This is a genomic window from Tangfeifania sp. (assembly GCF_055108615.1).
The window spans coordinates 70,325-94,824 of record NZ_JBSQIC010000005.1 but is presented as its reverse complement, the minus strand read 5'-3'; the positions used below and the strand labels follow the sequence as shown (position 1 = coordinate 94,824).

At 38.7% G+C, this 24,500-nt stretch carries 22 protein-coding genes and 1 pseudogene; 3 read left to right on the top strand and 20 right to left on the bottom strand.

All coding sequences use genetic code 11. The features are described 5' to 3' along the window. Positions 1-12 precede the first annotated feature (12 nt). The 6 genes from ACTCNA_RS02405 to ACTCNA_RS02380 all read right to left on the bottom strand — a co-directional run bounded on the left by ACTCNA_RS02405 (position 13) and on the right by ACTCNA_RS02380 (position 6,415). Positions 13-309 carry a hypothetical protein gene (locus tag ACTCNA_RS02405; protein ID WP_462946299.1) on the bottom strand — a complete coding sequence of 99 codons (297 nt, stop codon included), beginning with the start codon at positions 307-309 and terminating at the stop codon, positions 13-15. Between the two features lie 120 nt (positions 310-429). Then, positions 430-2,664: a CRISPR-associated helicase Cas3' gene (gene cas3 / locus ACTCNA_RS02400; RefSeq protein ID WP_462946298.1), complete on the bottom strand. Its 2,235-nt coding sequence runs from the start codon at positions 2,662-2,664 to the stop codon at positions 430-432. A gap of 2 nt (positions 2,665-2,666) precedes the next feature. Further along, complete coding sequence (gene cas5 / locus ACTCNA_RS02395) at positions 2,667-3,377, bottom strand: CRISPR-associated protein Cas5 (RefSeq protein ID WP_462946297.1); 711 nt, start codon at positions 3,375-3,377, stop codon at positions 2,667-2,669. A gap of 3 nt (positions 3,378-3,380) precedes the next feature. Beyond that, on the bottom strand, positions 3,381-4,298 hold the full coding sequence (gene cas7i / locus ACTCNA_RS02390; RefSeq protein WP_462946296.1) for a type I-B CRISPR-associated protein Cas7/Cst2/DevR: 918 nt from the start codon (positions 4,296-4,298) through the stop codon (positions 3,381-3,383). A 2-nt stretch (positions 4,299-4,300) separates the two neighbouring features. Further along, the gene (locus tag ACTCNA_RS02385) at positions 4,301-6,040 is read right to left on the bottom strand and encodes a hypothetical protein (protein WP_462946295.1); all 1,740 of its coding nucleotides are present in this window, start codon (positions 6,038-6,040) and stop codon (positions 4,301-4,303) included. A 177-nt stretch (positions 6,041-6,217) separates the two neighbouring features. After that, positions 6,218-6,415, bottom strand: a complete 198-nt coding sequence (locus ACTCNA_RS02380) for a hypothetical protein (RefSeq protein ID WP_462946294.1) — start codon at positions 6,413-6,415, stop codon at positions 6,218-6,220. A 220-nt stretch (positions 6,416-6,635) separates the two neighbouring features. Between ACTCNA_RS02380 and ACTCNA_RS02375 the strand changes: the two are divergent. Then, positions 6,636-6,806 (top strand): annotated as a pseudogene (locus tag ACTCNA_RS02375) (DNA alkylation repair protein); the annotation flags it as partial. Positions 6,807-6,860: 54 nt separating this feature from the next. On the opposite strand, the gene ACTCNA_RS02370 reads toward ACTCNA_RS02375, so the two are convergent. Continuing rightward, entirely contained in the window at positions 6,861-7,163 is a 303-nt protein-coding gene (locus ACTCNA_RS02370; protein ID WP_462946293.1) for an ArsR/SmtB family transcription factor, read from the bottom strand. Positions 7,164-7,342: 179 nt separating this feature from the next. On the opposite strand from ACTCNA_RS02370, the gene ACTCNA_RS02365 reads away from it, so the two are divergent. Next, a complete protein-coding gene (locus ACTCNA_RS02365; protein WP_462946292.1) occupies positions 7,343-8,317 on the top strand; it encodes a polyprenyl synthetase family protein in 975 nt (324 codons plus the stop codon). Between the two features lie 197 nt (positions 8,318-8,514). On the opposite strand, the gene ACTCNA_RS02360 is transcribed toward ACTCNA_RS02365, so the two are convergent. The 10 genes from ACTCNA_RS02360 to ACTCNA_RS02315 form a co-directional block, all read right to left on the bottom strand. Beyond that, positions 8,515-8,859 (bottom strand): nucleotide pyrophosphohydrolase, encoded by a 345-nt coding sequence (locus ACTCNA_RS02360; RefSeq protein ID WP_462946291.1) that lies wholly within the window; start codon positions 8,857-8,859, stop codon positions 8,515-8,517. 65 nt (positions 8,860-8,924) lie between these two features. Beyond that, positions 8,925-9,380 (bottom strand): D-aminoacyl-tRNA deacylase, encoded by a 456-nt coding sequence (dtd, locus tag ACTCNA_RS02355; RefSeq protein ID WP_462946290.1) that lies wholly within the window; start codon positions 9,378-9,380, stop codon positions 8,925-8,927. 744 nt (positions 9,381-10,124) lie between these two features. After that, a complete protein-coding gene (locus ACTCNA_RS02350) occupies positions 10,125-11,054 on the bottom strand; it encodes an outer membrane beta-barrel protein (protein ID WP_462946289.1) in 930 nt (309 codons plus the stop codon). Between the two features lie 269 nt (positions 11,055-11,323). Further along, positions 11,324-12,391, bottom strand: a complete 1,068-nt coding sequence (locus tag ACTCNA_RS02345; protein WP_462946288.1) for a hypothetical protein — start codon at positions 12,389-12,391, stop codon at positions 11,324-11,326. A gap of 68 nt (positions 12,392-12,459) precedes the next feature. Beyond that, positions 12,460-12,945 (bottom strand): RNA polymerase sigma factor, encoded by a 486-nt coding sequence (locus ACTCNA_RS02340; RefSeq protein WP_462946287.1) that lies wholly within the window; start codon positions 12,943-12,945, stop codon positions 12,460-12,462. Positions 12,946-13,341: 396 nt separating this feature from the next. Then, entirely contained in the window at positions 13,342-14,358 is a 1,017-nt protein-coding gene (locus ACTCNA_RS02335; protein WP_462946286.1) for a branched-chain amino acid aminotransferase, read from the bottom strand. A gap of 188 nt (positions 14,359-14,546) precedes the next feature. Further along, positions 14,547-15,353 carry a DUF2797 domain-containing protein gene (locus ACTCNA_RS02330; protein WP_462946285.1) on the bottom strand — a complete coding sequence of 269 codons (807 nt, stop codon included), beginning with the start codon at positions 15,351-15,353 and terminating at the stop codon, positions 14,547-14,549. Between the two features lie 8 nt (positions 15,354-15,361). Continuing rightward, positions 15,362-16,480 carry an AAA family ATPase gene (locus tag ACTCNA_RS02325; protein WP_462946284.1) on the bottom strand — a complete coding sequence of 373 codons (1,119 nt, stop codon included), beginning with the start codon at positions 16,478-16,480 and terminating at the stop codon, positions 15,362-15,364. Positions 16,481-16,885: 405 nt separating this feature from the next. Beyond that, on the bottom strand, positions 16,886-17,488 hold the full coding sequence (locus tag ACTCNA_RS02320) for a DNA N-6-adenine-methyltransferase (protein ID WP_462946283.1): 603 nt from the start codon (positions 17,486-17,488) through the stop codon (positions 16,886-16,888). After that, on the bottom strand, positions 17,470-18,417 hold the full coding sequence (locus ACTCNA_RS02315) for a hypothetical protein (RefSeq protein WP_462946282.1): 948 nt from the start codon (positions 18,415-18,417) through the stop codon (positions 17,470-17,472). The genes ACTCNA_RS02320 and ACTCNA_RS02315 overlap by 19 nt, the downstream gene beginning before the upstream one ends. A gap of 191 nt (positions 18,418-18,608) precedes the next feature. On the opposite strand from ACTCNA_RS02315, the gene ACTCNA_RS02310 reads away from it, so the two are divergent. Then, complete coding sequence (locus tag ACTCNA_RS02310; RefSeq protein ID WP_462946281.1) at positions 18,609-18,920, top strand: 5-methylcytosine restriction system specificity protein McrC; 312 nt, start codon at positions 18,609-18,611, stop codon at positions 18,918-18,920. Here ACTCNA_RS02310 and ACTCNA_RS02305 read toward each other — a convergent pair. The 3 genes from ACTCNA_RS02305 to hypD all read right to left on the bottom strand — a co-directional run bounded on the left by ACTCNA_RS02305 (position 18,912) and on the right by hypD (position 24,051). After that, positions 18,912-20,378 carry a M28 family peptidase gene (locus ACTCNA_RS02305; protein WP_462946280.1) on the bottom strand — a complete coding sequence of 489 codons (1,467 nt, stop codon included), beginning with the start codon at positions 20,376-20,378 and terminating at the stop codon, positions 18,912-18,914. The genes ACTCNA_RS02310 and ACTCNA_RS02305 overlap by 9 nt on opposite strands. 69 nt (positions 20,379-20,447) lie before the next feature. After that, positions 20,448-21,380 carry a glycyl-radical enzyme activating protein gene (locus ACTCNA_RS02300; RefSeq protein WP_462946279.1) on the bottom strand — a complete coding sequence of 311 codons (933 nt, stop codon included), beginning with the start codon at positions 21,378-21,380 and terminating at the stop codon, positions 20,448-20,450. Positions 21,381-21,591: 211 nt separating this feature from the next. After that, positions 21,592-24,051: a trans-4-hydroxy-L-proline dehydratase gene (gene hypD, locus ACTCNA_RS02295; RefSeq protein ID WP_462946278.1), complete on the bottom strand. Its 2,460-nt coding sequence runs from the start codon at positions 24,049-24,051 to the stop codon at positions 21,592-21,594. Positions 24,052-24,500: the final 449 nt, after the last annotated feature.

Genomic DNA, 24,500 nt, shown 5'->3' with positions numbered 1-24,500 from the left:
GCGTAATATTCATCATAGCAGTTTGTTTTTGTCAGGCTCACGCCTGATGTTTGGCTTGGGACGGTGCCCCAAGTTGTGATATGGCAGGCTTTCAGCCTGAGGGGAGATTAACAGCGCCCGGACCAGATACACCGCACTGTAACCCAAAAGGCTGAAAGCCTTTGACAGCAGAACTATGGGCAGCGCCCATACCATAACCGGGCTGAAAGCCCGAAACTCCCCGCCCGGCACCGATCCCCTTACATTACCGACCATCATCCGGTAATCAGCCTGAAAGGCTGAAATAATAATTCCTCTTTTTAATTGCATCTCTTTCATTTTCTCATCCGGGTTTTCCAAAATATTATAACATAAACACCGCCTCGTCTTTTTGCAGGGTGCGGAGGAAGCCGGTGGTGGTGTTATAATAATCATCGATGAAATATTCATTTATATAACCATTGTAGAATTATTACCATTCTGATTATTAAATACTAACCCAACATCATCAAAATATGTATAGTTAACATACCTAAATCCATCAGAATCGGAAGACGCTTTAGCTGCCATATAACGTTTTCTGTTAATCGACAATTCAAATTTTACCTTTTCATGCTTTTGTAATTTTTCTGTTTGAATTTCTTCATAAAACTGAGATGGAATTACACTAACTGTATCTAATCCATCTCTTGTCATCGCTTCCTCACTATTTGAGGGGCAGTCACCTAAAAAATGATAAGTGGATTGAACGTTGTAATAAGCCTTCCAGCCATCCTTAAATGATAATTTTTGGGTGACATCGATATCTTCGTAAACTTTATCCACAAGGGTTAGAAATTCACCTTCAATTATTTTCGAATTATGATAATTTAATAAAACTTCAAATGTTTTATCCAAAATATCTGTCTCTGTATAAACATATTCTTCTGAGACCTTAGAGTGCTGATGCACAACAACTTTGCTATCTTTTTTAGCATTTCTTTTTCGGTTGATTCTTCCTGCTCTTTGAACAATTGCATCAATAGGGGCATTTTCTGTAAAAAGAATATCAAAATCAATATCCAAAGAAACTTCAACGACTTGTGTCGCTATTAATAAAACTGATTCTCCCTTATCTTCTATATATGAAATTTGATTTTCAATATTCTGACGGTCTTTCTGAATAAATCTCGAATGAAAGCAAATACAATTCTTATTTATTTTCTCTGCTATTGGCTTCAGTTGTTGATAAAGTTCAATAGCCTGATCCACCGTGTTTACTACAATCAATATTTTTGAATAACTATTTAACACACTTTTAATTTCATGAATATTTTCCTGAATGGTAATTTTACGTATCTCAAAAAGGTTTCGACTTGATTGCAATAACTCAGCATCCTGAATCAAAGAATAATTGCTTTCCCCGCCAAGTGCTTCGTCCAACAAATTCCTTAACTTCGACGGCATTGTTGCCGACATGATGAAAAAACGGGCATTTAGTTTTTCACTCAAGAATTTTATGGTTTGAAGAATTAATGCCAGCGTATAAGGCGAATACAAATGTATCTCATCAATAATTATTCTGGCATTTTTGCAATGGAAGCTTTTAACCTCCCAAAAGCCTAAATTAAAACCTTGTGTCAGCAACTGATCAATAGTACACACAGTAATATTACTGAAAAATGTTCTATCTCTAAGATAAATTCTTGAATCGTAATTACTGTCAATTTCCTTTTGGTATAAAAGAGCAGAAGAATGAACCACAGAACAATTTTGATTTCCAAAATAGCCTACTAACCGATTATAAATTGCATTAGAGGTAACCCGAGTTGGAAGGCAATAAATAATTTTATCATATTCATTCTTTTGCGATACCCAAATCAAACTTGCTTCAGTCTTCCCACTTCCCGTTGGTGCTATAGCTAAAACGTTTGTATCTTTTTTGCTTTCAAGCTGAAATTTTCTAAACGAGAGTTTTTCAATCTTTTTCCCTTCGTTTTTTAATTTCTCTTGCAAAGCATTAAGGAGAGTAGTTTCATTAAAAAGAAACGATTCTGATAAATTGAAATGACCTGATGCTGACCAATCTGAGATATTTAGTACTGCTTTTGCATTGATGTATTCGAGGCGAGATTTTTCATCCCATATTTGCTTATTTAAATCATAAAAAGGCTGAAAGACTCTCGATTTATAATCATCTGGATTATAAACTGAAAGTTTTTTTAATGTATCTTCTTTAATTTGTATTTGTAAGGTATCCTTTTCTTTTAGCCTGAACATTACATATTCAAACCATTCTTTAATAAGCTCATATTTCAACTCAAGCTTTTTAAATTGATGGTTGTCAAAAAGTTCATTGTTTAAAGGTTTATGATGGGAATAAATAGCTGCAGCAAAATGCGAATTTTGCTGCAGAAAAGACTTTTGAAAATAGAGGCAAAAAGCCCCTGATAATAATTCATGCCTCACATTCTCATCTTTATGTCCACTAAGCATCCGCTGAAAATTATCAGAAATTTTCCCAGAATCATGAAATAAACACATGAAATAAGATGCCTCCCAAAAAGTATCAGGAAGTTCTGGATATCGCTCCTGCAGTTGGAATAAAGCCTGCAAAACATTTTCAGTATGTTCAACAAGTGTTTCAGATTCAACTTTACCGGAGTTTTTATCCTTTTTGTATTTTGCCAAAATATTATCGAGCATGATTAAAGTGAGAATAATGGAATTTGTATTTCTTTGTATATCACTCCTCGCTTTGATAATCCTTTAATATGTACTCCGGAACCGATAAATGAAAATTCTTTCCGCCTGACAACTTTTCGCACTCCGTAATCTGAATCGTATTCAAAAGCTACAGGAATTTCATAGCTTAATGGATCTACTCCATCTTTTAATGAAAATTCCAATCCATTGGGTTGGTCCAATACTTCGTTCATCACATTCCCTTCTACCAGGCAGTTTTTTAGTTCATTACATTCTATGAAATCTGTGATAACAGAAACTTGTATCACTTTCACCAATGAATCTGAATTACCTAATGTTAAGGCGAAAACCGGTTTTTTAAAAGCCTGATGTAACTTTTCAATTTTATACTGATTTTCAGAGACAAAAGCCAGAACGAAAAAACCATTAAAAAGTATTTCACGGGTTAATATATCAGAAATAAATGCTTTACCTTTTAATTTTTGATATTTCCACAAATCATTTGTTTTGCCTCGAGTATAACCGCTTATTCCAAATTCGAATTCCGATTCAAAAAAATCCTGACTTTCTTTTGGACTCAAACCTAAAGCTGCTCCAGCCAAACCAATTAATGTAGTTGGCGGAGGCAGCTCATAAGTTTTATGGAAATTTTGAAATTCCGGATTGCGAAAAGAACAACTTTGACATGCTAATTCAATTATTAAACATTGCATCTTTTAATCTTTGTAATGTTCATCTACCCAATTTCTTAATCTATCAAATCCTTCCCTTAATGAGCGCATTTCATCGCTATTTTGGAAAATAGCAGATTGTCCGGCTAAAACATAATCTACTACAAATCGATCGTAGTCCGATGCCACCTGATTAAGTTCTGCTATATTAATTTTATTATCGTCAACCACTTGTACTGCTTCAAGAAAAATCGGATTTTTCGCTTTCATGTAAGCTGCAGCCACAAATTTTGGAGAAATATCTGCCAAAAATCGTGTTTGTCTTCCACTAGACCACAAATTTTGAAATGCATCTAAAAATCCTAAAACTCTTTTCTTTTTTTCTTGTGAAGAGAGTTCGCCATCTTCTTCAAATCCCTGTCCGCTGCCAATTCGGTCTAATTCAATTAAAATGGTTCCTTTATAAAAACCGGAATGAATTTCAGTTTCAAAAATATTAGGTTGAATATCTACACCGGAAGCTGTTTGATGTCCCTTTCCCATAAAGTTCGTGGCATAATCTAAATCGCCTTTATATGAAGAAAGTCCCAGCAAACTTTCAACCCGAACCGGAGAAATTCGGATGGTGGATTTTCCTTTCTCACCATCTTTCCCTGGCGAAGCATCCATATAACCAAATAAATCATCATCAATGAATTCAACAGGATTCATCATCGTTTTTGGGGCTCCTTTTTTTGCACTTGCCTCCTGAATATTGGAAATACTCCATCCCAAAGATTCAAGTTGGTTACGAATTGCTCTTCTTATTGCCTGAGAAGAAACATAAGGAAGTTGTTCTTCATTGGCTAAAGTCACTTTTTTAATGGGATTGATGTTATCCACTTCCTTATCTGCTCCATTCAAAGAAGCAAAAGATACCTTACTTAAGTAAGTAATTGTAATACTGTTTGGTTTTAATTCCATGATTATACTGTTTTTTCGTTTTTTTTAATTGGCTGAATGGCCGGATTTAAAATATTTAATGCTCCTATTATTAGGAATTGTTTTATGCTATAATAATTTTGTTCATTGATTTTACTGGCTAATTCTTCGTTAACAGACAGGCCATATTTAAAATCAATACGAATTAGTTCATCCAAAAACTGTTTTTGAGTTCTGGCTTTGCGCAGGGTAATCAAATCCCCACGTCCTCTTTTTGCATTTGCCGCTTCACTTTGAGAAGCATCCTGATGTCGCATTTTAACACCGATTTGCTTACCAAGCGTGATGGCCGCGTTCTGAAGTGATTCTTCCATAGTTTTAATTTTTAATTCATATAATTGAGTAAAAAGAAAAAGTTGTTTAAAGTCTTTAAATCCTATTGGTTCATTAATGCAGAGGTAATTATAACATCTGAAAAACAAGTCTTCAATTGATGGTAGAATACTTTTAAGTTCCAGAATTTCCCTGTTTATTTGATTGCGTAAAATCCGTTCAAGTCGAAATTTATTATTTGCCGCTCTCTCACTTGGTTTTAAGAGCTTCAGACTTGGTAAAAAGCGACCGAAAACAATTCCGTTTTTTTCGGCATCATGAAATAATTTAAACAGAGGTGTGAGCCTGTTAAGATTTTCGTAAGTATTTGGTCTCATCGTAGAAGCAAAGCTTTCCGCTTTAAAAGATTCTATCGCAAGTGGTGGAATTTTTGTTATTACTTCACCAAATAATTCATCGTCTGCAAATTGATTTTCAGAAATATTCCCATATTTTAATATCGCTTTCTTATACATGGAAAATATTAGTGCAAATGCAACTTCAAATTGCTCTGTATATGAATCTTTCTCAATTTCTTCAGCGAATTTAATGTTCGATACAAATTCCTTTTTCCTTAATACAGGTGTTGATTCATTAATTTCTAGTTTATTGATTAATTCATTAAGATTTTTTAGGTTGTCGGAAGAAACTAAATAGATATGTATTGTTTCACGCAGTTTATTGGAGTAATGATAGTAAGCATTTACCGGGGAAAACATACTAAGGTATCTGGCTTTCCAACTTATTTTTTTATCGCCCGCTGACAAATAGGAGTTGAAATTAAACAAACCGGAAAAAAAAGGAGAGATATTTGTGACATCTACAAGTTCATTATAAGACTCTCCTGTAAGGTAACATTTTTTATTACCTTCTTTTAAAAAAATTTCCTTTAATTTTGGAATCCTTGTAATCTTTGTATAAGGTTCATAATAAAATTTACTCAGCATTTTTAATCCAGAACTCTCAAAAAATTTTACAAATCTTTCAAGTTCTTCTGGATTGGTTTTTTCCAACTTTTTAGCATTTGTCCATCCTTTTTCATGCCTTGTTACACCTTGAGCATTGTTGGTTAACAAATGAGTTAATCCATATGTATTCATTTTAGGAAATGGAAAAAATTTATTTTCTATACGATTAAAATAGATATTACATTCCTTAAATTTTTCAGCATTTTCCTGCTGTTTAATTGTATAAGTATCATACACTTCTTTTCCCATCCAGTAGTAAATATCATCTAATAACTGTGGAAGTTTATCAGATGTGATCGTCAATTTATTCTCTGTAAGTTCAAAATCAAATGGAAAATCGAAAAAATTTTCATTTTGTGCATTCATGAGATATTTATAAACCCCTATTATCCCATTGTTTAAAAGTGTATGTCCAGTTCTATTAAATTCAATTTCGGTTATCATAGTTTTATCACCTTAAAATGTTTGATCTGCGGAACTGCATATTTTATTCCTTACAAATAAATAATCTCTAGATAATCATCTACTTTTCCCCTCACTTTGCCATTCGCCGATTTTTAGTAGTGTATTTAGCATGACTTATATTTTTGTAAGTTGCAATATACTAAAAACTTTTATTGTTCAGTACTTTATCCCATTACAGATTTCACAAAAGTTATTAAAATCAACTAAGTCTTGATTTGTGCAGATACATTTTCTTTCCCCATTTTGTAATTCTCCAAAGTAAAATTCAAAAGGGGATGTTTCCTTCAAACAATCACTTTTCTCTACGTAAAACCTTTCTTCTTTTGCCCAAAATTCAATACCTTTGTCATACATTTAATTAACATTTAAATGACACATTAAATTAACCAGGGTATCGAGTGGAATTGGCACCCTGGTTTTTTATACAATCCTTATTATATTGGATCAAATTTTTCCTTTACACCTTTAACCTTTCGTTTCAATTCTTCTTTTTATGAATTTAAAACAAAGTTAAATTGAAAAATAAAATAAACAAATTTTAGAAAGATTAAATGTGTAAAATCATAACCGCGAAGATGTGATTGTAAAAGCGCTTTCGTGGGCGTTGCGCGAATTGTCGAAACACGATAAAAAAGCTGTTGGAAAATTTATGCAGGAACATAATGAAAACCTTGCTGGCAGGGTACGGCGCGAAGTTTACACCAAATTAAAAACGGGAAGAAAAAATGGTAAAGAAAAAAAATGATTCGGAAAATCGAGAGCTGATTTACTGCGACTGCCAACTGTAACTGTCAACTGATTATTCACAGGTACAGCTTTCCAGGCAATCGACAATCTGGCTTAAAATTTCAAATTTCAGATAGTAGTAGGTGTTTTTACCTTCCCGTTTTGAACACAAAACACCTTTATCCCTGAGAATGCCGAGATGATGAGAGGTGGTTGACTGTTCAATTCCGAGCAGCTCGTGTATCTGGGTAACGGTCAGTTTTTTACCTCCTTCAAGACGTTTTAAAATGGCAATGCGCATTGGGTGCGCAATGGCTTTGAGCATGTTTGCTGCCGTTTCCAGTCGATTTATGTCTAACTCACTGATTTCTACCATTTTTAATTAAAATTTCAACAATACAAATATATAAATATTTAAGGATAATACTATGCGGTTTTGTTATTTAACTTCATTTTTAATAAAGGGCCGAAATTTTTTTTCATTTTCCCGGCAAATATTCAACCAAATTATTCTATGTTCGTTATTTAATTGCAAAATAAAGGGGTTTAGGCTGAATGAAAACTTTAAAGAAAATTAGATTACCCATCGAGCAGGAACTAAAAAATTTTGAACCATACTTCAAAAAATCATTGCAAAGCGATGTTCCCCTTTTAGGCACCGTACTCAACTATTTATACCGCACCAAAGGCAAGCAAATCCGCCCGATGTTCGTGTTTTTGTCGGCAAAATTACACGGCGAATCCAATGAGTTTTCGCAGCTGGCGGCCTGCTCGGTTGAGCTGCTTCACTCGGCCACGCTGGTACACGACGATGTGGTGGACGAGTCGTACGAGCGGCGCGGTACTTTCTCGATAAATGCACTTTGGCGGAATAAAATGGCTGTTTTGGTAGGCGATTACATCCTGGCCAAAGGCCTGCTCCTTCAGATAGAGCACAAAAAATACAACTTTCTGCACTTGATTTCAAAGGCTGTTCAGGACATGAGCGAAGGGGAAATCCTGCAGGTGAAAAAAAGCCGCAAACTCGATATCGACGAAGAAACCTATTTTGAAATTATCAGGAAAAAAACAGCATCGCTGATTGCCACCAGTATGGCCATTGGCGCGGCTTCGGTAACCGATGATGAAACCATTCCCGAGAAAATGTACCGCATTGGTCAGGATGCCGGCATAGCATTCCAGATAAAAGACGATATTTTCGACTATCAAAAAAAAGGAATCATTGGCAAACCAACAGGGAACGACATCAAAGAAAAAAAGATTACCCTGCCGCTGCTGCATCTGCTCAACACTTCCGAACCCGGGGAACGCAAACGAATTTTGCGGCTCATTAAGCGTAAAAACAAAAATACTGCTGTTGTTGAGGAACTTATACAACTGGTTAACGAAAAAGGGGGGCTGGAGTTTGCCACTGAAAAAATGATTGAGTTTAAAGATAAGGCGGTAAAAGGTCTTGAAGAATTCCCTGACAGCGAGGCCCGCACATCGTTGATAGAACTAATGAACTACGTCACCACACGTAAAAAGTAAGAATTCCTGCCTGACCCTCATCAAAAAGGAGGGAATGCCTGACCCTGCAAAATCGGAGACTTTCTACTGTCGTGTCAATCGCTAAATGTAGGAAGCTGTCATTTCGAATCTGAGGCACGAAGATGAGAAATCTTACCATTTTAGCAGATTTCTCCCAAAGGTCGAAATGACATCTCAAAGTTGACTTGACACTACCCTCAATCTTTTAATTTCTGATTGTTTTGATGACGGTCTTTGTCGCGGTTGGTTTTCTTTTCCAGGTTTTCCCGAAAAGCTTCGTTTAAATCCACACCGGTTTGGTTGGCCAGGCAAACCAACACCCACAACACATCGGCCATTTCATCGGCCAGGTCATATTTTTCATCCGATTTTTTAAAGGACTGATCGCCATATTTACGCGCCATAATGCGGGCCAGTTCACCCACCTCTTCGGTTAATACGGCCATATTGGTAAGCTCGCTGAAATAGCGGACCCCATATTTTTTAATCCAGTCGTCAACCAGCTTTTGGGCATCTTCAATAGTAATTTTATTCGGTTTCATTCAATCTGATATTATTTTAATCTTTTTCAGTTTTTTTTTTCCCTTTGGGGAGTTTAGAGGGGCTCTTAAAAATCCTTCTGTTTCGAATCGATAATAATGGTAACGGGGCCATCGTTAACAAGCTCCACATCCATCATAGCACCAAACTTTCCGGTACCCGCTTTTTTGCCCATTGTGGCTTCCATTTTCTGGATGAACTTTTCATACATCGGCACGGCAAAATCGGGTTTCGATGCCCGGATGTACGACGGCCGGTTTCCCTTTTTGGTATTGGCGTGCAGCGTAAACTGGCTCACAACAATGACTTCGCCCTCCACATCTTTCACCGAGCGATTCATCACCCCGTTTTCATCGTTAAAAATACGAAGTTGCGTTATTTTTTTTACCAGCCAGTCAATATCCTCATTCGTGTCGGCATCTTCAATGCCCAGCAGAACAACTAATCCTTTTCCAATAGAAGAGATTACTTCATTTTCAACTGTTACCGATGCTTTCGAAACTTTTTGAATTACAACTCTCATCAAATATTTTTTTATACGAATTTAAAAATATTGAGTAAATTATCAACTTTTATTAATCAATTTTGTTTATTGATTTGTACTAAAAATTAAACAAAATTCGTAAATTAACCGACCATGAAAAAAATATTGCATTTGGCCTTTTAGCATTCATAGTTATGGGTTGTGCTTCGCAACGGGGGCTCGATACCGACAGCATTTCTATCCAAACATCACCAAAAAATGCGTATCGCTCTGTTGAAATTGAGTTCATAAAAGGCGAGGCATTCAATCATCCTTCGTTTGCTGTATGGATCGAAGATTTAGAAGGCAACTACATTGAAACGCTTTATGTTACACAATATGTGGCCAAAGGTCAATACGGACATGGCGAGATTGAACCTGGCCGCTGGAAAGATGAGCCCGGCGAAGCGCGGTGCCCTGCCACGCTGCCTTACTGGGCACACAAAAGAGGCATACAGGCACCCGACGGACTTTATATTCCTTCACCGGAAACTGAAGTACCGGATGCGATAACGACGGCCACCCCAAAATCTAACTTCATACTGGAAGCTGCCACCCGACAGGAGAAAACGGAAAACTTTTTACCGATCTCACCACCCCGACCACCATCGATGTTTTCGACCTTAACCCGGGAATTGAAGACCCTGACGAACAACAGCAGTTTATATTGGGCCGGATTCCTGTTAACGAGCAGTGGAATTATTCGCTCGGGGCAGTTTACAAACATTTCAGGGACAATAACTGTCAGATATTCGGGAATGAAAAACCAAAAGTTACCGGATAAAGCTCCGGCCCGCGGTCGGTTTCAAACAACGGGACCATGCTGTAATTTACAAATACGCAGAAATCGCCGAACCCGATACGGCCTGTGAGGTCGTACTTAAACTTGCTGATGTTGAAACTGCTTTTGTTTTTTTCCTTGTCGTTTTTGTATTTGAATTTGGTGTGCGAACCGATGTTAACCCCGCCAATTACACCACCTGCAAAGGAAAGCCGCTTATGCCCCATGCGCAGCGGTGTTTTTATTTCGAGCATTAGCGGGGCTGTCACGTAACTCACATTCAGCTTTGTTTTTTTCAACCCGTCCGGATCCAGATCCACCGGCATAATGATTCCGCTGCCACCCGCTTTTTCAATAGTCAGCGGCTGGTCGAAAGTAAAATCCATAAAACTTAATCCCAGGCCGGTTACCAGGCCAAAATTGTTGGCTTCATTTTTAAACGCCCATTCGGCGAAATTCAGGTTCACAGTAATTGATTTGGCGTTGTGCAACTCCATAAAATCAGGGGGAACAACTGTATTGATGGTGTTGTAAAGCGAATAGTCGGTTTGATGATAATAGTTCATTCCAAATTCAAGGCCGGCCCAGTGCGGATTGAAACTGCCGGTCCACCTTCTGTCTCGTGGCTCTTTATTTACGCTGATATGAGTTCCTTCCCAGTCTTCCACAACATCGAATGTGCGGCGACCTATACGAATGTGCGTGGTATCACCCCATTCATCGGTTATTACTTCAATACCTTTATCGTTGCCTACTTTTACCTGCACTTTTTCGCCATCTTCGATAACAGTTACCACATTTTTATTTTTGGTTCCCACTTTTGTCGTATCGGTTTGTGCAGTTAGGTTCAGCGCAAAAACGATGAATAAAATAAAGGTTGTTAATCGTTTCATTTTTTCTGTTTTAAAAGTTTTGTTGCTCTGACGGCGATGGTAGAGGAAAAGTTACATCAGAAGTGAAAATTATTCATTTTGGGTGAAGAGGAATGAAATTAAATTCCAATAACCAATTTTCAAATAACAAATAAATCTCAAATCCCAATAATCAATCTTTCAAATCATTATACCATTTTGGAATTTGATTCTTTTTAAAATTGGCCCTTGTTTGTCCGAAGGACTCCTATGAAGATATTTGTTTTTTGAGCATTTGTAATTTTCGCACTTTATTCTCCAACAAACGCCTCATTGTTGATGGGAATGGAAAACGCCAGCAACCGCGAATCGTAATTGAGTTCTGTCACTTTCCCTTCTTCGTTGGTTTTGTAGTCAAAATTGTCTTTCGAAATGCTGGAAATCAGGTTCAGGCCAACCAGTTTAATTTTGTTGAGTGAAAAATTATCCAGCCCTGTTTTTTCTTTTACCACATCGGCAAGGAAACGTTCCTCCTCAATAACCTGGTAATTGTCAGGCAGGGTAATTGTCATAGCTGCCAGCGTGACTTCTGGTTGTTGCCGGGCTTGCAACGCAGCATCCCGGCTATTGAGTTTTGATGGAATTTCAACAGGAGTCCTGATTTCTGCAATGTTTTCATAGTCTGTGTTGTCTTGAACGGGCTCGTGCAAAGTTGGGGTGGCTTTGCGTTTTACTTCGTTCTTCAGCCCCGCAGGAATTGCTTTTATCTCCTCAATAGGTTGAATATCGTCTATTTCAGCGCCAGAAGAATTACTTCCTTTTTTGGCCGGAACCTCACTGCCCTCAGGATTTTCAACCACGGCTACCCGTTTTTCAGGAATGTTAAAATCGGTTTGGTTGAAAAGAGCAAAAATGGCGAGCGCAACAACTAAAACCGCTGCCACACGCGATGACCACATAAAAATTGTTCTTCCCGGAGTGCGGCGGTACAATTTATTTTTATACGCAAATACCACTGTTTTATCGGGTTGCAATTTGGTTTGCTGAAACAGTTGAACTTCTTCTTGTTTTTCTGGGTGTTTTAAAAGATACGCATCAAATTCTTCTTTTTCTGTATCTGATAAATCACCTTCAACCAGTGCAATTGCAGCCCGGTTGAATTCCTTTTCCGAATCGAATTTTTCTTTATAAAGTTTTTCTTTATTGTTGAAAAAAGTAGCATCGGGCTCAAGTGGAGCAGTATTCATAAATGAAAGTTCCTCTTTTAAATCAGGATTTTGCTGCAAAAATTCCAGGAATTCGTCCACAAGATTTTCATCCAGGTTACCTTCCAGGTAATCGAGAAAGTAGGATTCGTAATTATCTCTTGTAATTTTCATTTCTCTCTTCTTTTGCATTGCAATTTTTTTCTCTCTCTCTTATTCCTCCACCTTTGGAGGAGGCCTTTCTAAATCACCACTTCCAACTTGCCAATGTACTTTTTCAAAAATACCCGCGCCCGGTAAATGTAAACTTTCACCTGCGCTTCGCTCAAACTGGCCATTTCGCCAATTTCTTTGTACGAGTAGCCTTCGTAATCGCGCAGCAACAACACCATCCGCTGCACTTCCGGCAGCTTGTTCACTGCTTCTTTCAGTATTTCGCTTAAATCGGAATAATTGTTTTCATGGCTTTCTTCGGGCAGCGACAGGTCTTCTGAATAGGCTGATCTTTTTTCTTTGCGAATACGGTCAATCATGGTGTGGTAAGCAGTAGTAAACAGGTACGATTTTACTTTGGCACCGTCAACGTTCTCCACGTTTTTCCAGAGTTTTTCGTAGCTGTCCTGCACAATATCCTCCGCTTTGTGCGTGTCTTTTATGCTTTTCACCACAAACCGGAACAACCGGTCGGAGTACTCGTCAACTGCCTCGTTGTATTCGTTTACTGTCATTTGCTTTTCAGTGCACTGTTCAATGCATAAGACGGACAACTATCCCGGATGTTACAGATAAAAAAATATTATTTCCTGAATTTCATAAGGTAAATAAGGTTGGAACGTGGGGGCTCAACATTTCTACTAAGGTTGAAGAATGAAAAAATAAGTTTTTTTTAATCAGGTGTTACCATCTTTCAACAATTAAAGTTGAATAAATTGTTTCTGCGTTTTGCAAAACCTTATTTCCAAAAACAAACCTTAGTAGCCGGTAAATTAACCCTAATAATTAACCTTATTTGAAAATTTGTGTAACAAAAAAGCCCCGGAAAATTTCCGGAGCTTCAAATATCTTTTCCCTGTCTCTCCCCTTTGGGGAGATTACCTGCCTGTCGGCAGACAGGAGAGGGGCTTCTATACTATTTCCACCCAACCGTGTTTGTCTTCTTCTTCGCCGTACTGGATGGCACGCAGTTTATTGTACAGTTTTGTCGACCATTCACCGGCTTCTTTCTGGTTTCCGTATTTAAACCATTTGTCGTTATCGGAGTCGTAAACACCTTTTATTGGCGAAATAACTGCGGCAGTTCCGCAGGCGCCTACTTCTTCGAATTCTGCCAGTTCTTCGTAGGGCACTTTACGCTGTTCCACTTTCAAACCCATTTCTTCGGCCAGAACCATCAAGCTTTTGTTGGTAATTGAAGGCAGGATTGAATCTGATTTTGGAGTGATGTAGGTATCGTTTTTAATGCCAAAAAAGTTAGCCGGCCCGCATTCGTCGATGTATTTTTTCTCGCGCGCATCTAAGTAAAGCACTGCCGAAAAACCTTGTTCTTTGGCCAATTTCCCTTCGTACATGCTGGCGGCGTAGTTTCCGCCCACTTTGTATTTTCCGGTTCCCTGTGGCGCGGCACGGTCGTATTCGCGCATAATTACCAGATTTGTTGGTTTAAATCCTTCAGGGAAATAGGGGCCCACCGGCATCACAAACACCATAAACAAATATTCATCGGCAGGTTTAACGCCAATTTGCGGATCTGTGCCAATCAGCAACGGACGGATGTACAACGCGGCACCGCTTTCATAAGGGGGAACAAAACGCTCGTTCATTTTTACAGCACGCCGCACCGCTTCCTTGAATTTCTCCACAGGAAGTTTGGGCATCAAAATACCGTCGCACGAACTTTGCATCCGTTTGGCATTTTCATCCATTCTGAATATGCGGATTTTACCATCTTTACCCCTGAAAGCCTTCAGGCCTTCGAAAGCTTCCTGCCCGTAATGCAGCGAAGTAGCCGACATGTGAATATCTATCCGCTTGGATGAGCTGATTTCCAGCTCGCCCCACTTTCCGTTGCGGTAGTAGCAACGGATATTGTAATCGGTATCGCGGTATCCAAATCCTATGTTTTTCCAGTCTAAGTTTTCCATTTCGATAAAAATTATGTTGGTTTTTATAAATTCAGCCTAAAAGCTGCTTGCGGGAACAAATTAAGGAAAATTTACCGTATTGAAGTACGAGAATTGTCAGGTTAAACAGGAAATAATTGACTTTAATTATTTTTCTGTTTCTGTTTAAATCCAATTTCTTTCCTTTTGGTGGTTCCTTTTTGGGGAGATTAAGAGGGGCTTTCAATTTCCAAAAAATACCCGTTATGTTTTCGGATATTTAAAACTGTATTGTCCGCAAAAATCAGGTACTGCCCTTTTATTCCTTTCAGAACTCCCAATATATCGCGAGTTTTATCAAAACTCAGGCTTTTAACTTTTTGCGGATATTCCGAAACGGGGTATTCAATTGAGGTTACTTCGTTTGTTTCAGTCAGGTATTTTTGAAGTTCCAAAGGAAGCAGTTGGCGCAATTTTCCTTTTTCTTCTGCAAGATCAATGTTTTCAGCCACTTCATTTTTAAGCATGGCCTGCCAATTGGTGCGGTCAGTGAAATGTTTTTTCAGGAAAACTTCCATCACACCGGCAATGTGCCGGTTGGGTGTGCGTGCGATTTCGATGGCAAAGCTGGCACCCTGGTCAATCCAACGAGTGGGAACCTGGTGGTTGCGGGTCACCCCGATTTTCAGTTCGCTGGCCACGGCAAAGTAAACCACATGCTCGATGAGGTCGTGTTTTTTGGCCCATTCCATGTCGCGGGCAATGCCAAACTGCGATTTCGACAACTCCGGCCGGACTACTGATTCACTTGCTTCTGGAGCAGTTTGCAGGCAGTTGTAACAAAATCCCTGGTTGAACGAGCGTTTGGTAACCTTCCCGCACGAAATGCAGTTGATTTGCCCGGTAAAGTGCATCGAAATTTCTTTGCCTATTAACGGGTTCATTTCAATTTCATCGCTGCCCACCGGCAAAAAATAGTTAACCGGGTTGGCCAGCTCGGTGCGCATTTTCAGGATGTTCCCTTGGAATTGTGCCATAGTATTTTTCAATTGTATTTTCTTAAAACGTTTATTTCTATCCAGTGTTTGAAAAGGGGATCACTAAACTCATATTTTGTTGGCGTTTTTATAAGCATGCCATTCATAGTCAACGATTTTAGTGATCTTGAAATATTTATTCCACTGTTTTTCAAGCTGGAATAAATACTTTTGTTATCCTCAGCGACAGACAATGCCGTTTTAAGTAACTCTTTTCTTTTCGAGAGTTCCTCCCATGATTTTTCAAGATAATTTTTTTCTGCATTAAGCATTGAATCAATTATTTCTTTAAAGTCAGGATTTTTGTTATTCAGGGCATAATAAATAATAATTTCCTGAAGAGCCAGTTGTGAATAGTAAGGATGCCCATCGGTAAAATCAAGAATTTTGGTCAGTAATTTTTCATCATAATTTATTTTCTGGGTATCTAATTGGCTCTTATAAAACTCAAAAAATTTATTCTTTTCAATTTTTCCCAGATGTATGATTCTGGCAAACCTGTAAAATGGCGCTTTTTGCTCAATAAACAACCCCGACATGACAGATTCATAACTTCCTGAAAAAATATAGGTAGAATTTTTATGTCGCTGAAGCCTGGAACGAAAAAGCTTCACAATTTTGTTCCCGTCAAGTTTTTTTATGTCACCAAATTCATCAAAAACACAAACCATGTTCATACCATATTTCCCCGGGAAATGATCAATAAAATCGATACTTTTTTCCAACAATTCCCAATCATTTTCTTTTTGATTTGAAAATTCAATAATGAATTCGAAATCTTCTATCGCAGTTTTCATTTTTAAGTTTTGAATCATTGCCAGGGCACTGTTTTTTGTTTTGGCAAAAATCTTATCGAGCTTACGATTTTTTAGAACGGATTCAGTTATCTGCGATGAGAGTATTTTCAACGAAGGAACCGAGAAGAAATCAATAAACGCCGTGTATTGCTTTTGAGCGCGAATTTTTGATAATATTTCGAGTACCAGGGATGTTTTTCCGTAACGCCGGGGAGCAATTAATACAATGTTTTGCCCCAGCTGCAGAAGTTGAATAATGTACTTTATTTCTTCTTCTCTGCCTATAAAATTTTTACCTGTTACAGGATTACCAACCTGAAGTTTTGCCATTGTGTTTTTTTTATACAACAAATATAGTACAATATATGTATGATACAAAATTTGTATTTGAAAATTTTAGGTGATATTTTATATATTCTTCTGAAAATGAATAGATACAATCAATACAATGTTTGTATAATACATTTTTTGTATTATACAAGATAATAATGAACACTGGAAAAATTCTGGTTAGAATCGTTTCGTTTACCAGGGATACCACTAAAGTATAAATCGTATTTCGCTATTTCCCCCATTTCTATAAACATTCAAATCCGCTGGATTTTGCGAAGAAATCGTTTTATATTTATCCTTTAAATCAAAACACCCCAAAAATGATTAATAATCTGGATCAAATAATCGAGGCATTTTTGAAATGGTTTGAAAATAAATAATCAGGAAAAGTTAAAATTACATTCATTCAAATTCAAATGTCATCATTTTCCTTTTTTCTCCAATTTTTTTCTTCTTCAAATTTTCAATATCTACCACAGCGCCAAATTCAATAAATATCTTATAAAATTTTTCATAATCCCTACCCCAATAAACCATAGCGCAAGCCATTGGTGCTCCTTTTCCAACATCTAAACCGTTTACCAGAAATTTCAACCTAGTGTCATACAAAAAACATATTGCTCTTGCTTGTCCAAAAATACTTTGCTTCCAGTGCCCTGTGTTTGTTGCTACTGGAACTAATGCGAGTATTTCGGAGTGATATTTATTATGAGATAAAGCGCATTTAGCCAACCAGTTCTTAATTGTTGTACCCCTTTTTCTGTCAGCTCCATAGGGCGGATTTATATATATTGTTGGATAATCCCACTCTTGTTTTAACCCATCAGTTTCAGGAAGCATAAATTCAGTTTCAGCATTCACAATAGAATATTTATTTGAACATGGGTCAAGAGATATTTTACCTCCAAAAAAAATTTTTATTGCTTTCACGTATTTAGGTGGAGTTCCCCAACTTTGACTTTGAGAATTCACACTTCTTCCTGCACTCATAATATTTCCCTCCAATTTTTTGTTCTTAATGCAGCAATTTCACTTCTTAAATCTCCAATTGATTTATTCACAGGCGTTATTACATTAAACCATGATTCAATATCATGGATATTATCTGAAAAATACTTTAACAAAGCTTCATCTGCTTTAATATCCATTTTGACTTTTGTGAAAACATTTCTCTTTTTATTTGCAGTATAGCTATTCTTAAAAGCTTCCTGCACACATTTGTAATCAGATGATGGATTGAAAATTAATTCATCAATAAATTGGGATAAGCCATTATCTGATAAAAAAATAAGCCAATCATAAGAATGGGCTAAAACCTTTAATTCCTTATTTTGATTTTCTGATGTGAACCAATTGCCATGATTACTTACAACCCCAACTGTAAGAATGAATTTTTTCAACAACTCAAAATCATTTGAATAAATTATTTCTTCCATTAATACTACATATGGTTTATACATTTGCTCGAATACCAACAATTCAAATTCATCCGATCTGATTGATTTTATACTGGTTAATAAAAAAGTATTTTCGGATTCAGCAATCGTACAAGCATTGCGTAAAATATTATGCTTATCAAGCAGGTTGTTGTTTTTCTTCTTAAAAAATGAAATATCAATTTGGTTTTCTAATTCATTTAAAATTTTGGTTGAGGTAAGAGATTTTCCGTTATTTGGAAGCTTAACTTGAAAAACATTAATAATAGGATGAAGTGAATATTCAACATTGTGAGAAATATCTTCATTCCCGTATTCTACTAAACCGCGTTCAATTGAAGTTGAATTATTAAAACCCCATGTTTTTAAAAGGTAATAAGTTATAATTTCAACTAGTGTTCCTAATGCACGCCCTGCAGCCTTTTTTTTATCTTGCGTGTAGTGAAATACTTGTTCACCAAGTGCATTTTGCAATTTATCTACAGATTCGTAAGCCATATATTATTCTTTAAAATTTCAAAAATACCGATTTTAATAAATTTATCTAACTTTTGTTTGTAAGTTATCTTCAAATCTTAAAGAATTGAACTCAACTGGAAAATAAAATTTACTCCAACTTTTACACTAACCTCTCATCATTTACTGCCCGATAAGAATCGGAATATCTTTGAATTCTATCATAATTCTGCTTGAGATCTGATCTGGTAATTCATACCGATTGCAAAACGATTGTTGCAGATACCAAATGGAAAATGATCAACCAGCATCTTTCAACTAAAAATTACAACATATCGCAAGCTGACATGTATCAGCTTTATGCTTATGGTAAAAAATACCAATCGGATAATGGAAATGTTCAATTAGCATTGATTTATCCGCATTCCGAAAGTTTTTACACTCCCATGAATTTTAAATATGAAGAAGATTTGCCCATCGGTATCATACCTTATGATTTTGAAAATGAAGCTGCATGTATGTTGTTTTTGAATGATTTAATTTAAACTCTCATCATTTGCAACCCCTAAAATTCCGAGGTAAAGCAGCTTGGCGGCATCTTCCATAATTTCGGGAGTCAACACTTCGGGTGTGTCGCGCGGATCGTGGTAATACACCGTATGCACGGAATGCCGGGTCCACAATGAAAAGGCAGGAATGCCGGCATTTTCAAACATCGAGGCATCGGAACGCGGACGGCCGTAATTTTTCTGCTTCTCCGAAGCTGCCATTTCACGATGCAAAAAATTATCGTTGACCGTTTCAAAATGCTGAAAAAGTTCCGGGTAGCTTTTCCCGTTCGACACAAAAAATCCGGTGCCGTTACCCACCATGTCGAGGTTAATCATCATCACGGTTTTATCTGTGGGAAACAACTGATTTTCAACATAAAATTTACTGCCGTATAAACCACATTCTTCACCACCCAGCAAAATAAAAAGGATGGAGCGTTTTGGCTTAATTTCTGAAGTAGCGAATGCTTTCGCAGCCCCCAAAATATCAGCCACTCCCGAAGCATTATCGAGGGCCGACGGAAATACTTCTCCCAAATAACCCTGCCCGTCAAGGTGGCCGCCCACAATAATCACTTCGTTTCTTAAATCCGGGTCAGAACCTTCGATGAGACCGACTACATTGCACGATTTTGCATTGGGGAAATATTGCGTTTCGGCAGTTATAGTTGCCGTTTGTTTTTCAGGAAATGCAAATGATGGAATTTTTTGTTCTGAAAGTTCTTTTCTAATTGTTTTATAATCTTTTCCGGCATCCGAAAAAATACGTTCAGCCACCTCTTGGCTGATATGTGCATAAACAAATCCATCGAGATGGACGGTATTCGGATTGGCAATTTTACCGATGTACAACAAGCCGGCAGCGCCGTGTTTTACCGCATTTCTGAATTTGTAGCGATGATAGGCATAGGGTGTCCATTTTGCCAAAGTGGTGTCGTTTTTACGGTATGGAATCCCCGATTCCATGAGAATGATTTTCCCTTCCACATCTACATTTTCATAGTCGTCGTAACCCAGTTCCGGTGCAGTAATTCCGTAGCCTACGTAAACCAGGTTGCCCGAAACCGTTCCAGAAGCTGAATTGGAACCAGGGTAATAATCTTCCGGGAAATGCAGTTTGATTTTTTCACCTGGTTCAGGAAAATACGATACGCTGCCTTCTGAAAATACTTTGGAATATTCGTTGGGAAAATATTGAAAATAACTGCCATTGTTGGCAGGTTGCACGCCCCACTCTTCAAATTTTGCGGCGCACCATTCGGCTGCCTGCAAATATTCGGGTGAGCCGGACAAACGGCCCTTGTATTTTTGAGCACTCAGTTCTTTGGCAAAATCCAGGATTTCGTGGCTCGAAATGGAATGAAATGTTTCGAGTATTTTTTCGGTGTTTTCCTGCGAATAAACTGAACTTCCAAATAGCAGGACAAAAAGTGTGATGAATGTAAATCTCATTTCTGTTATAAATATTTTGAAGCCAAAAATACAAAATCAGCAACGCGGATTGATGAGAAAGATAAAATTCTAACCGCCAACCTCTGTTTCAATTCCAAAAGAGTTAAAAACCTCAATTGCTTTTTGGATTTCTGCCTCAGAAGGTTCATCCATATCACCTTCATAGTAAGGAATTCCCAGCTTTTGGTATTTCCCGGAGGCAATGTTGTGGTAAGGCAATAAGTTAACCATTCGATTAGGTGCCGCGAATTCCGATTCGCGGTTTTTACTTAACAATCCGGCAATGTATTCAGCCATTTCCCGTATCTCTTTTTCATCTGTATTCACATTTTTAATGAGCGGAATCCGGATGTTGATGTTTGCTCCGTTTTCAGCCAGCAATTTCAGATTTTTCAGAATTAATTGGTTGTCAACTCCTGTCCATTTTTTATGCTGAACCGGGTCGATTAGCTTTAAATCGAACAAAAAAAGATCGGTGCGCCTGGCCACTTCAAGCAGGGTTTTTGAGGGTACAAAGCCACAGGTGTCCACCGCCCGGTGAAGGTCTTTTTCGCCACAGGCATCCAGCATTTCAATTAGAAAATCAGGATGCATCAACGGTTCGCCGCCCGAAAATGTAACGCCACCGCCCGACTGATCAATGTGAACGCGCTCTTTTTCAATGATCGTCAAAAGTTTTTCTGTTGAATACAATTTCCCCGACATTTCAATGGCTTTGGAAGGACAGGCATCGGCGCATTTCCCGCATAGCGTGCAAACCTCAACATCGGTAACAATTCCATCGGGTGTTAAAGTGAGCGCATTTTCAGGGCAAATTTCAATGCAATCCTGTGCGCCAATGCATTTGGAGGCGGTGTACAGTTTCTGCACCTTGGGCGACTGGCTCTCGGGGTTGTGACACCATGTACAGCGCAGCGGACAACCTTTCATAAAAATGGTAATCCGGATGCCCGGGCCATCGTTGATGGAGTAACGGCGAATATCGAAAATCAGTGGAATCATATTTATATAGTGAGATGCTGGTTTTGAAAAGAAATTCCAAAAAACAAGGTCCAAAAAACAAATAAATTCCAATATTCAGATTTCAACTTCCAAATTTGTGATGACCGGCAACGTTTGGTACTTTGGCTCATTGGTTTTTAAATATTATTTGGAATTTGATTATTAAAATTTGGAATTTCTTGACCATATATAATATAATTAGGCACAAAATTTATAAAATTTCATTCTCTGTCCTATCAATAATTTCCTGCTGCAGGTCGGCATTCATATCGTTGAAATAGTCGCTGTAACCAGCCATTCGCACCATTAAATCCTTGTAATCTTCAGGGCAGGCCTGCGCGGCAAGCAGCGTGGCGGTGTCCACAATGTTAAACTGAATGTGATGGCCTCCCAATGAAAAATAGCTGCGGATGAGGTGTCCCAGTTTTTCCACATCTTTTTCGCGTTTCAGCAGGCTTGGTACAAATCGCAGGTTAAGCAGCGTTCCGCCCGATTTTACCTGGTCGAGTTTTCCCAGCGAACGCACAACATTGGTTGGCCCGTGGGTATCGCAGCCATGCGATGGCGAAGTTCCGTCGGAGATGGCTTTTCCTGCCAAACGTCCGTTTGGCGTAGCTCCCAGCACTTTTCCAAAATAAACATGGCACGTGGTGGAGAGCATGTTCAGATGATACTGCCCGCCTTTCACGTTGGGTTTTCCATCAATGGCAGTCAGCAAATCGTTGTAAACACGAACCGCAATCTCATCCGTATATTCATCGTCGTTGCCAAAAAACGGTGTCCGATTGATGATGCGCTGCCGCAACTTTTCTTCGCCTTCGTAATTATTGGAGATGGCATTCAGCAGCGTTTCCATGCTAAATATTTTGTCTTCGTAAACATGCTTTTTCAACACCGAAAGACTGTCGGTAACCGTTCCCAAACCGGTGCACTGGATGTAGTTGGTGTTGTACCGCGGGCCGCCGTTGTAGTAATCTTTTCCTTTTGCAATGCAATCGTCGATAACTACTGACAAAAACGGGGCCGGTGCGTATTTGGCAAACATCTGGTCGATGTAGTTGCTCACCCTGATTTTCTGGTCGATTACAAAATTCAACTGCTTTAGAAAAGCAGGGTACAATTCTTCAAAATTCTTAAAACTTTTCGGATCGCCGGTTTCAATTCCTGCCGTTTTCCCTGTCAGAGGATCCAAACCGTTATTCAGCGTAATTTCCAGGATTTTAGGAACATTCAAATAACCGGTTAACAAATAAGCTTCTTTTCCGAACGCCCCCACTTCGATGCATCCGCTGCAGCCGCCTTCGCGGGCATCCCGGATCGATTTCCCCTGGCGCAACAATTCCTGAATGTACACATCCGGATTAAAAACCGATGGGAAACCATGTCCCTGGCGGATCACTTTACAGGCAGCATGCAGAAAGCGGTCGGGCGTTTTGGCGCTGATGTGCACCGAGTTTCCAGGCTGTAGAATGTGCAGATCTTCGATAATTTCTAACATCAAATACGAAACTTCACTCACACCGTCGGAGCCATCCGGTTTCACCCCGCCAATGTTGATGTTGGTAAAATCGTTGTAGGTGCCACTTTCGCGGGCGGTAATACCCACTTTGGGCGGTGCCGGGTGATTGTTTACTTTTATCCAGAAACAACTGAGGAGTTCTTTGGCCTCGTCGCGGGTGAGTGTTCCTTCTGCCATTTCTTTTTCATAAAAAGGCTGCAGGTGCTGGTCAAAATGCCCGGGGTTCATGGCATCCCAGCCATTGAGTTCAGTGATGGTACCGAGGTGAACAAACCAGTACATTTGAATGGCTTCCCACAAATTTCGCGGTGCATTTGCCGGCACCCAACGGCACACTTCGGCAATTTGTTTCAACTCTTTTTGTCGTTGAGGGTTCGTTTCGTTTTGTGCCATTTTTTCGGCCAAATCCGCGTGCCGTTCAGCAAAAACAATAACTGCATCGCACGAAACAGCCATTGCTTTCAGCTCTTCCTGTTTGTCGGTGGCCTCCGGGTCATTCAAAAAGTCGAGGCGCTGAATGTGTGCTTCAATCTCTTTTTTGAAATCGCGCATTCCTTTACGATAAATTTTCCCGTCGAGTGCGGTGTGGCCGGGTGCCCGCTGTTCCATAAATTCGGTAAACACGCCAGCTTCGTAAGCCGCTTTCCACTCCTGCGGAACGTGTCTAAAAATCCTTTCGCGCATGGTGCGGCCATTCCAGTAGGGAATTACCTCGCGCTCGTAAGTGTCGATGTCTTCCTGCGAAATGGTATATCGTTGCTGTTCACGCGAATTCAACACGTGGAAATCTTCCACGCTGTGGCAGGTCAGTTCGGGGAAAGTGGGCACTGATTTGGGTACCGGACCGCGTTCGCCAACAATTAGTTCTTCTTTGCCAATGTATATTGTTTTGTGTTTACAAATTTCCATGAAATTGAGGGCGCGCATCATTGGCGCGGAATATTTTCCTTCGTTTTCCTTATAGAAACGGGTGGTAATAAGCGCCCTTTCAATGGAAAGCGATTCCTGTGTTTCCACGCTTTGTTTGCGCAGTTTCCGGATGCGGTCGTTCATTTCCGGTCCTGTATTTTTATTTTCCTGGCTGCTAAAGTTGCTGGCAGCACCGGCAGGCCGTTCCGGGGATTTTGTGAGATTAATTATTGCGGCAGTCATTTTTCAGAATTAATGTTGAAATATTGAATAAGGAATAACAAATAAGAAAGATTGAGAAGCACATTTCTTACTCCTCACCCTTTGGGGGAGGCAGGGAGTGGGCTGTAAAACATCCTGCAACTGAACAGGCAGCGGTAGGAGCCGGGCAGGTTTGTTTTATGCGGTTTTGATGTCATTCGATTTATTGATTTTTAACCTTGTAAAATTACACAATTGACAGGGAAGTTCAAAAAATCAGTTTCAGTAAAAATATCTCCAGACTTAACCTGATTCCTGCACACTTTGAAAAAAAAATTACTACAGGTAATAATCGACACAAGTAAAAAATCCCTTCCTGACAGCAATCAAAAAGGGATGTATTATTTTTTAGCGAATTTGCCTTTTTATTAGATGATGCGCCCGTCTTCCGGAGGACAGGGTTTGTAACCGTGTCATATTTCCGACGATTA

Coding starts and splice junctions, on each gene's coding strand:
- ACTCNA_RS02405 (WP_462946299.1), bottom strand. CDS start 309: ATGCAATTAAAAAGAGGAATTATTATTTCAGCCTTTCAGGCTGATTAC.
- cas3 (WP_462946298.1), bottom strand. CDS start 2,664: ATGCTCGATAATATTTTGGCAAAATACAAAAAGGATAAAAACTCCGGT.
- cas5 (WP_462946297.1), bottom strand. CDS start 3,377: ATGCAATGTTTAATAATTGAATTAGCATGTCAAAGTTGTTCTTTTCGC.
- cas7i (WP_462946296.1), bottom strand. CDS start 4,298: ATGGAATTAAAACCAAACAGTATTACAATTACTTACTTAAGTAAGGTA.
- ACTCNA_RS02385 (WP_462946295.1), bottom strand. CDS start 6,040: ATGATAACCGAAATTGAATTTAATAGAACTGGACATACACTTTTAAAC.
- ACTCNA_RS02380 (WP_462946294.1), bottom strand. CDS start 6,415: ATGTATGACAAAGGTATTGAATTTTGGGCAAAAGAAGAAAGGTTTTAC.
- ACTCNA_RS02370 (WP_462946293.1), bottom strand. CDS start 7,163: ATGGTAGAAATCAGTGAGTTAGACATAAATCGACTGGAAACGGCAGCA.
- ACTCNA_RS02365 (WP_462946292.1), top strand. CDS start 7,343: ATGAAAACTTTAAAGAAAATTAGATTACCCATCGAGCAGGAACTAAAA.
- ACTCNA_RS02360 (WP_462946291.1), bottom strand. CDS start 8,859: ATGAAACCGAATAAAATTACTATTGAAGATGCCCAAAAGCTGGTTGAC.
- dtd (WP_462946290.1), bottom strand. CDS start 9,380: ATGAGAGTTGTAATTCAAAAAGTTTCGAAAGCATCGGTAACAGTTGAA.
- ACTCNA_RS02350 (WP_462946289.1), bottom strand. CDS start 11,054: ATGAAACGATTAACAACCTTTATTTTATTCATCGTTTTTGCGCTGAAC.
- ACTCNA_RS02345 (WP_462946288.1), bottom strand. CDS start 12,391: ATGAAAATTACAAGAGATAATTACGAATCCTACTTTCTCGATTACCTG.
- ACTCNA_RS02340 (WP_462946287.1), bottom strand. CDS start 12,945: ATGACAGTAAACGAATACAACGAGGCAGTTGACGAGTACTCCGACCGG.
- ACTCNA_RS02335 (WP_462946286.1), bottom strand. CDS start 14,358: ATGGAAAACTTAGACTGGAAAAACATAGGATTTGGATACCGCGATACC.
- ACTCNA_RS02330 (WP_462946285.1), bottom strand. CDS start 15,353: ATGGCACAATTCCAAGGGAACATCCTGAAAATGCGCACCGAGCTGGCC.
- ACTCNA_RS02325 (WP_462946284.1), bottom strand. CDS start 16,480: ATGGCAAAACTTCAGGTTGGTAATCCTGTAACAGGTAAAAATTTTATA.
- ACTCNA_RS02315 (WP_462946282.1), bottom strand. CDS start 18,417: ATGGCTTACGAATCTGTAGATAAATTGCAAAATGCACTTGGTGAACAA.
- ACTCNA_RS02305 (WP_462946280.1), bottom strand. CDS start 20,378: ATGAGATTTACATTCATCACACTTTTTGTCCTGCTATTTGGAAGTTCA.
- ACTCNA_RS02300 (WP_462946279.1), bottom strand. CDS start 21,380: ATGATTCCACTGATTTTCGATATTCGCCGTTACTCCATCAACGATGGC.
- hypD (WP_462946278.1), bottom strand. CDS start 24,051: ATGACTGCCGCAATAATTAATCTCACAAAATCCCCGGAACGGCCTGCC.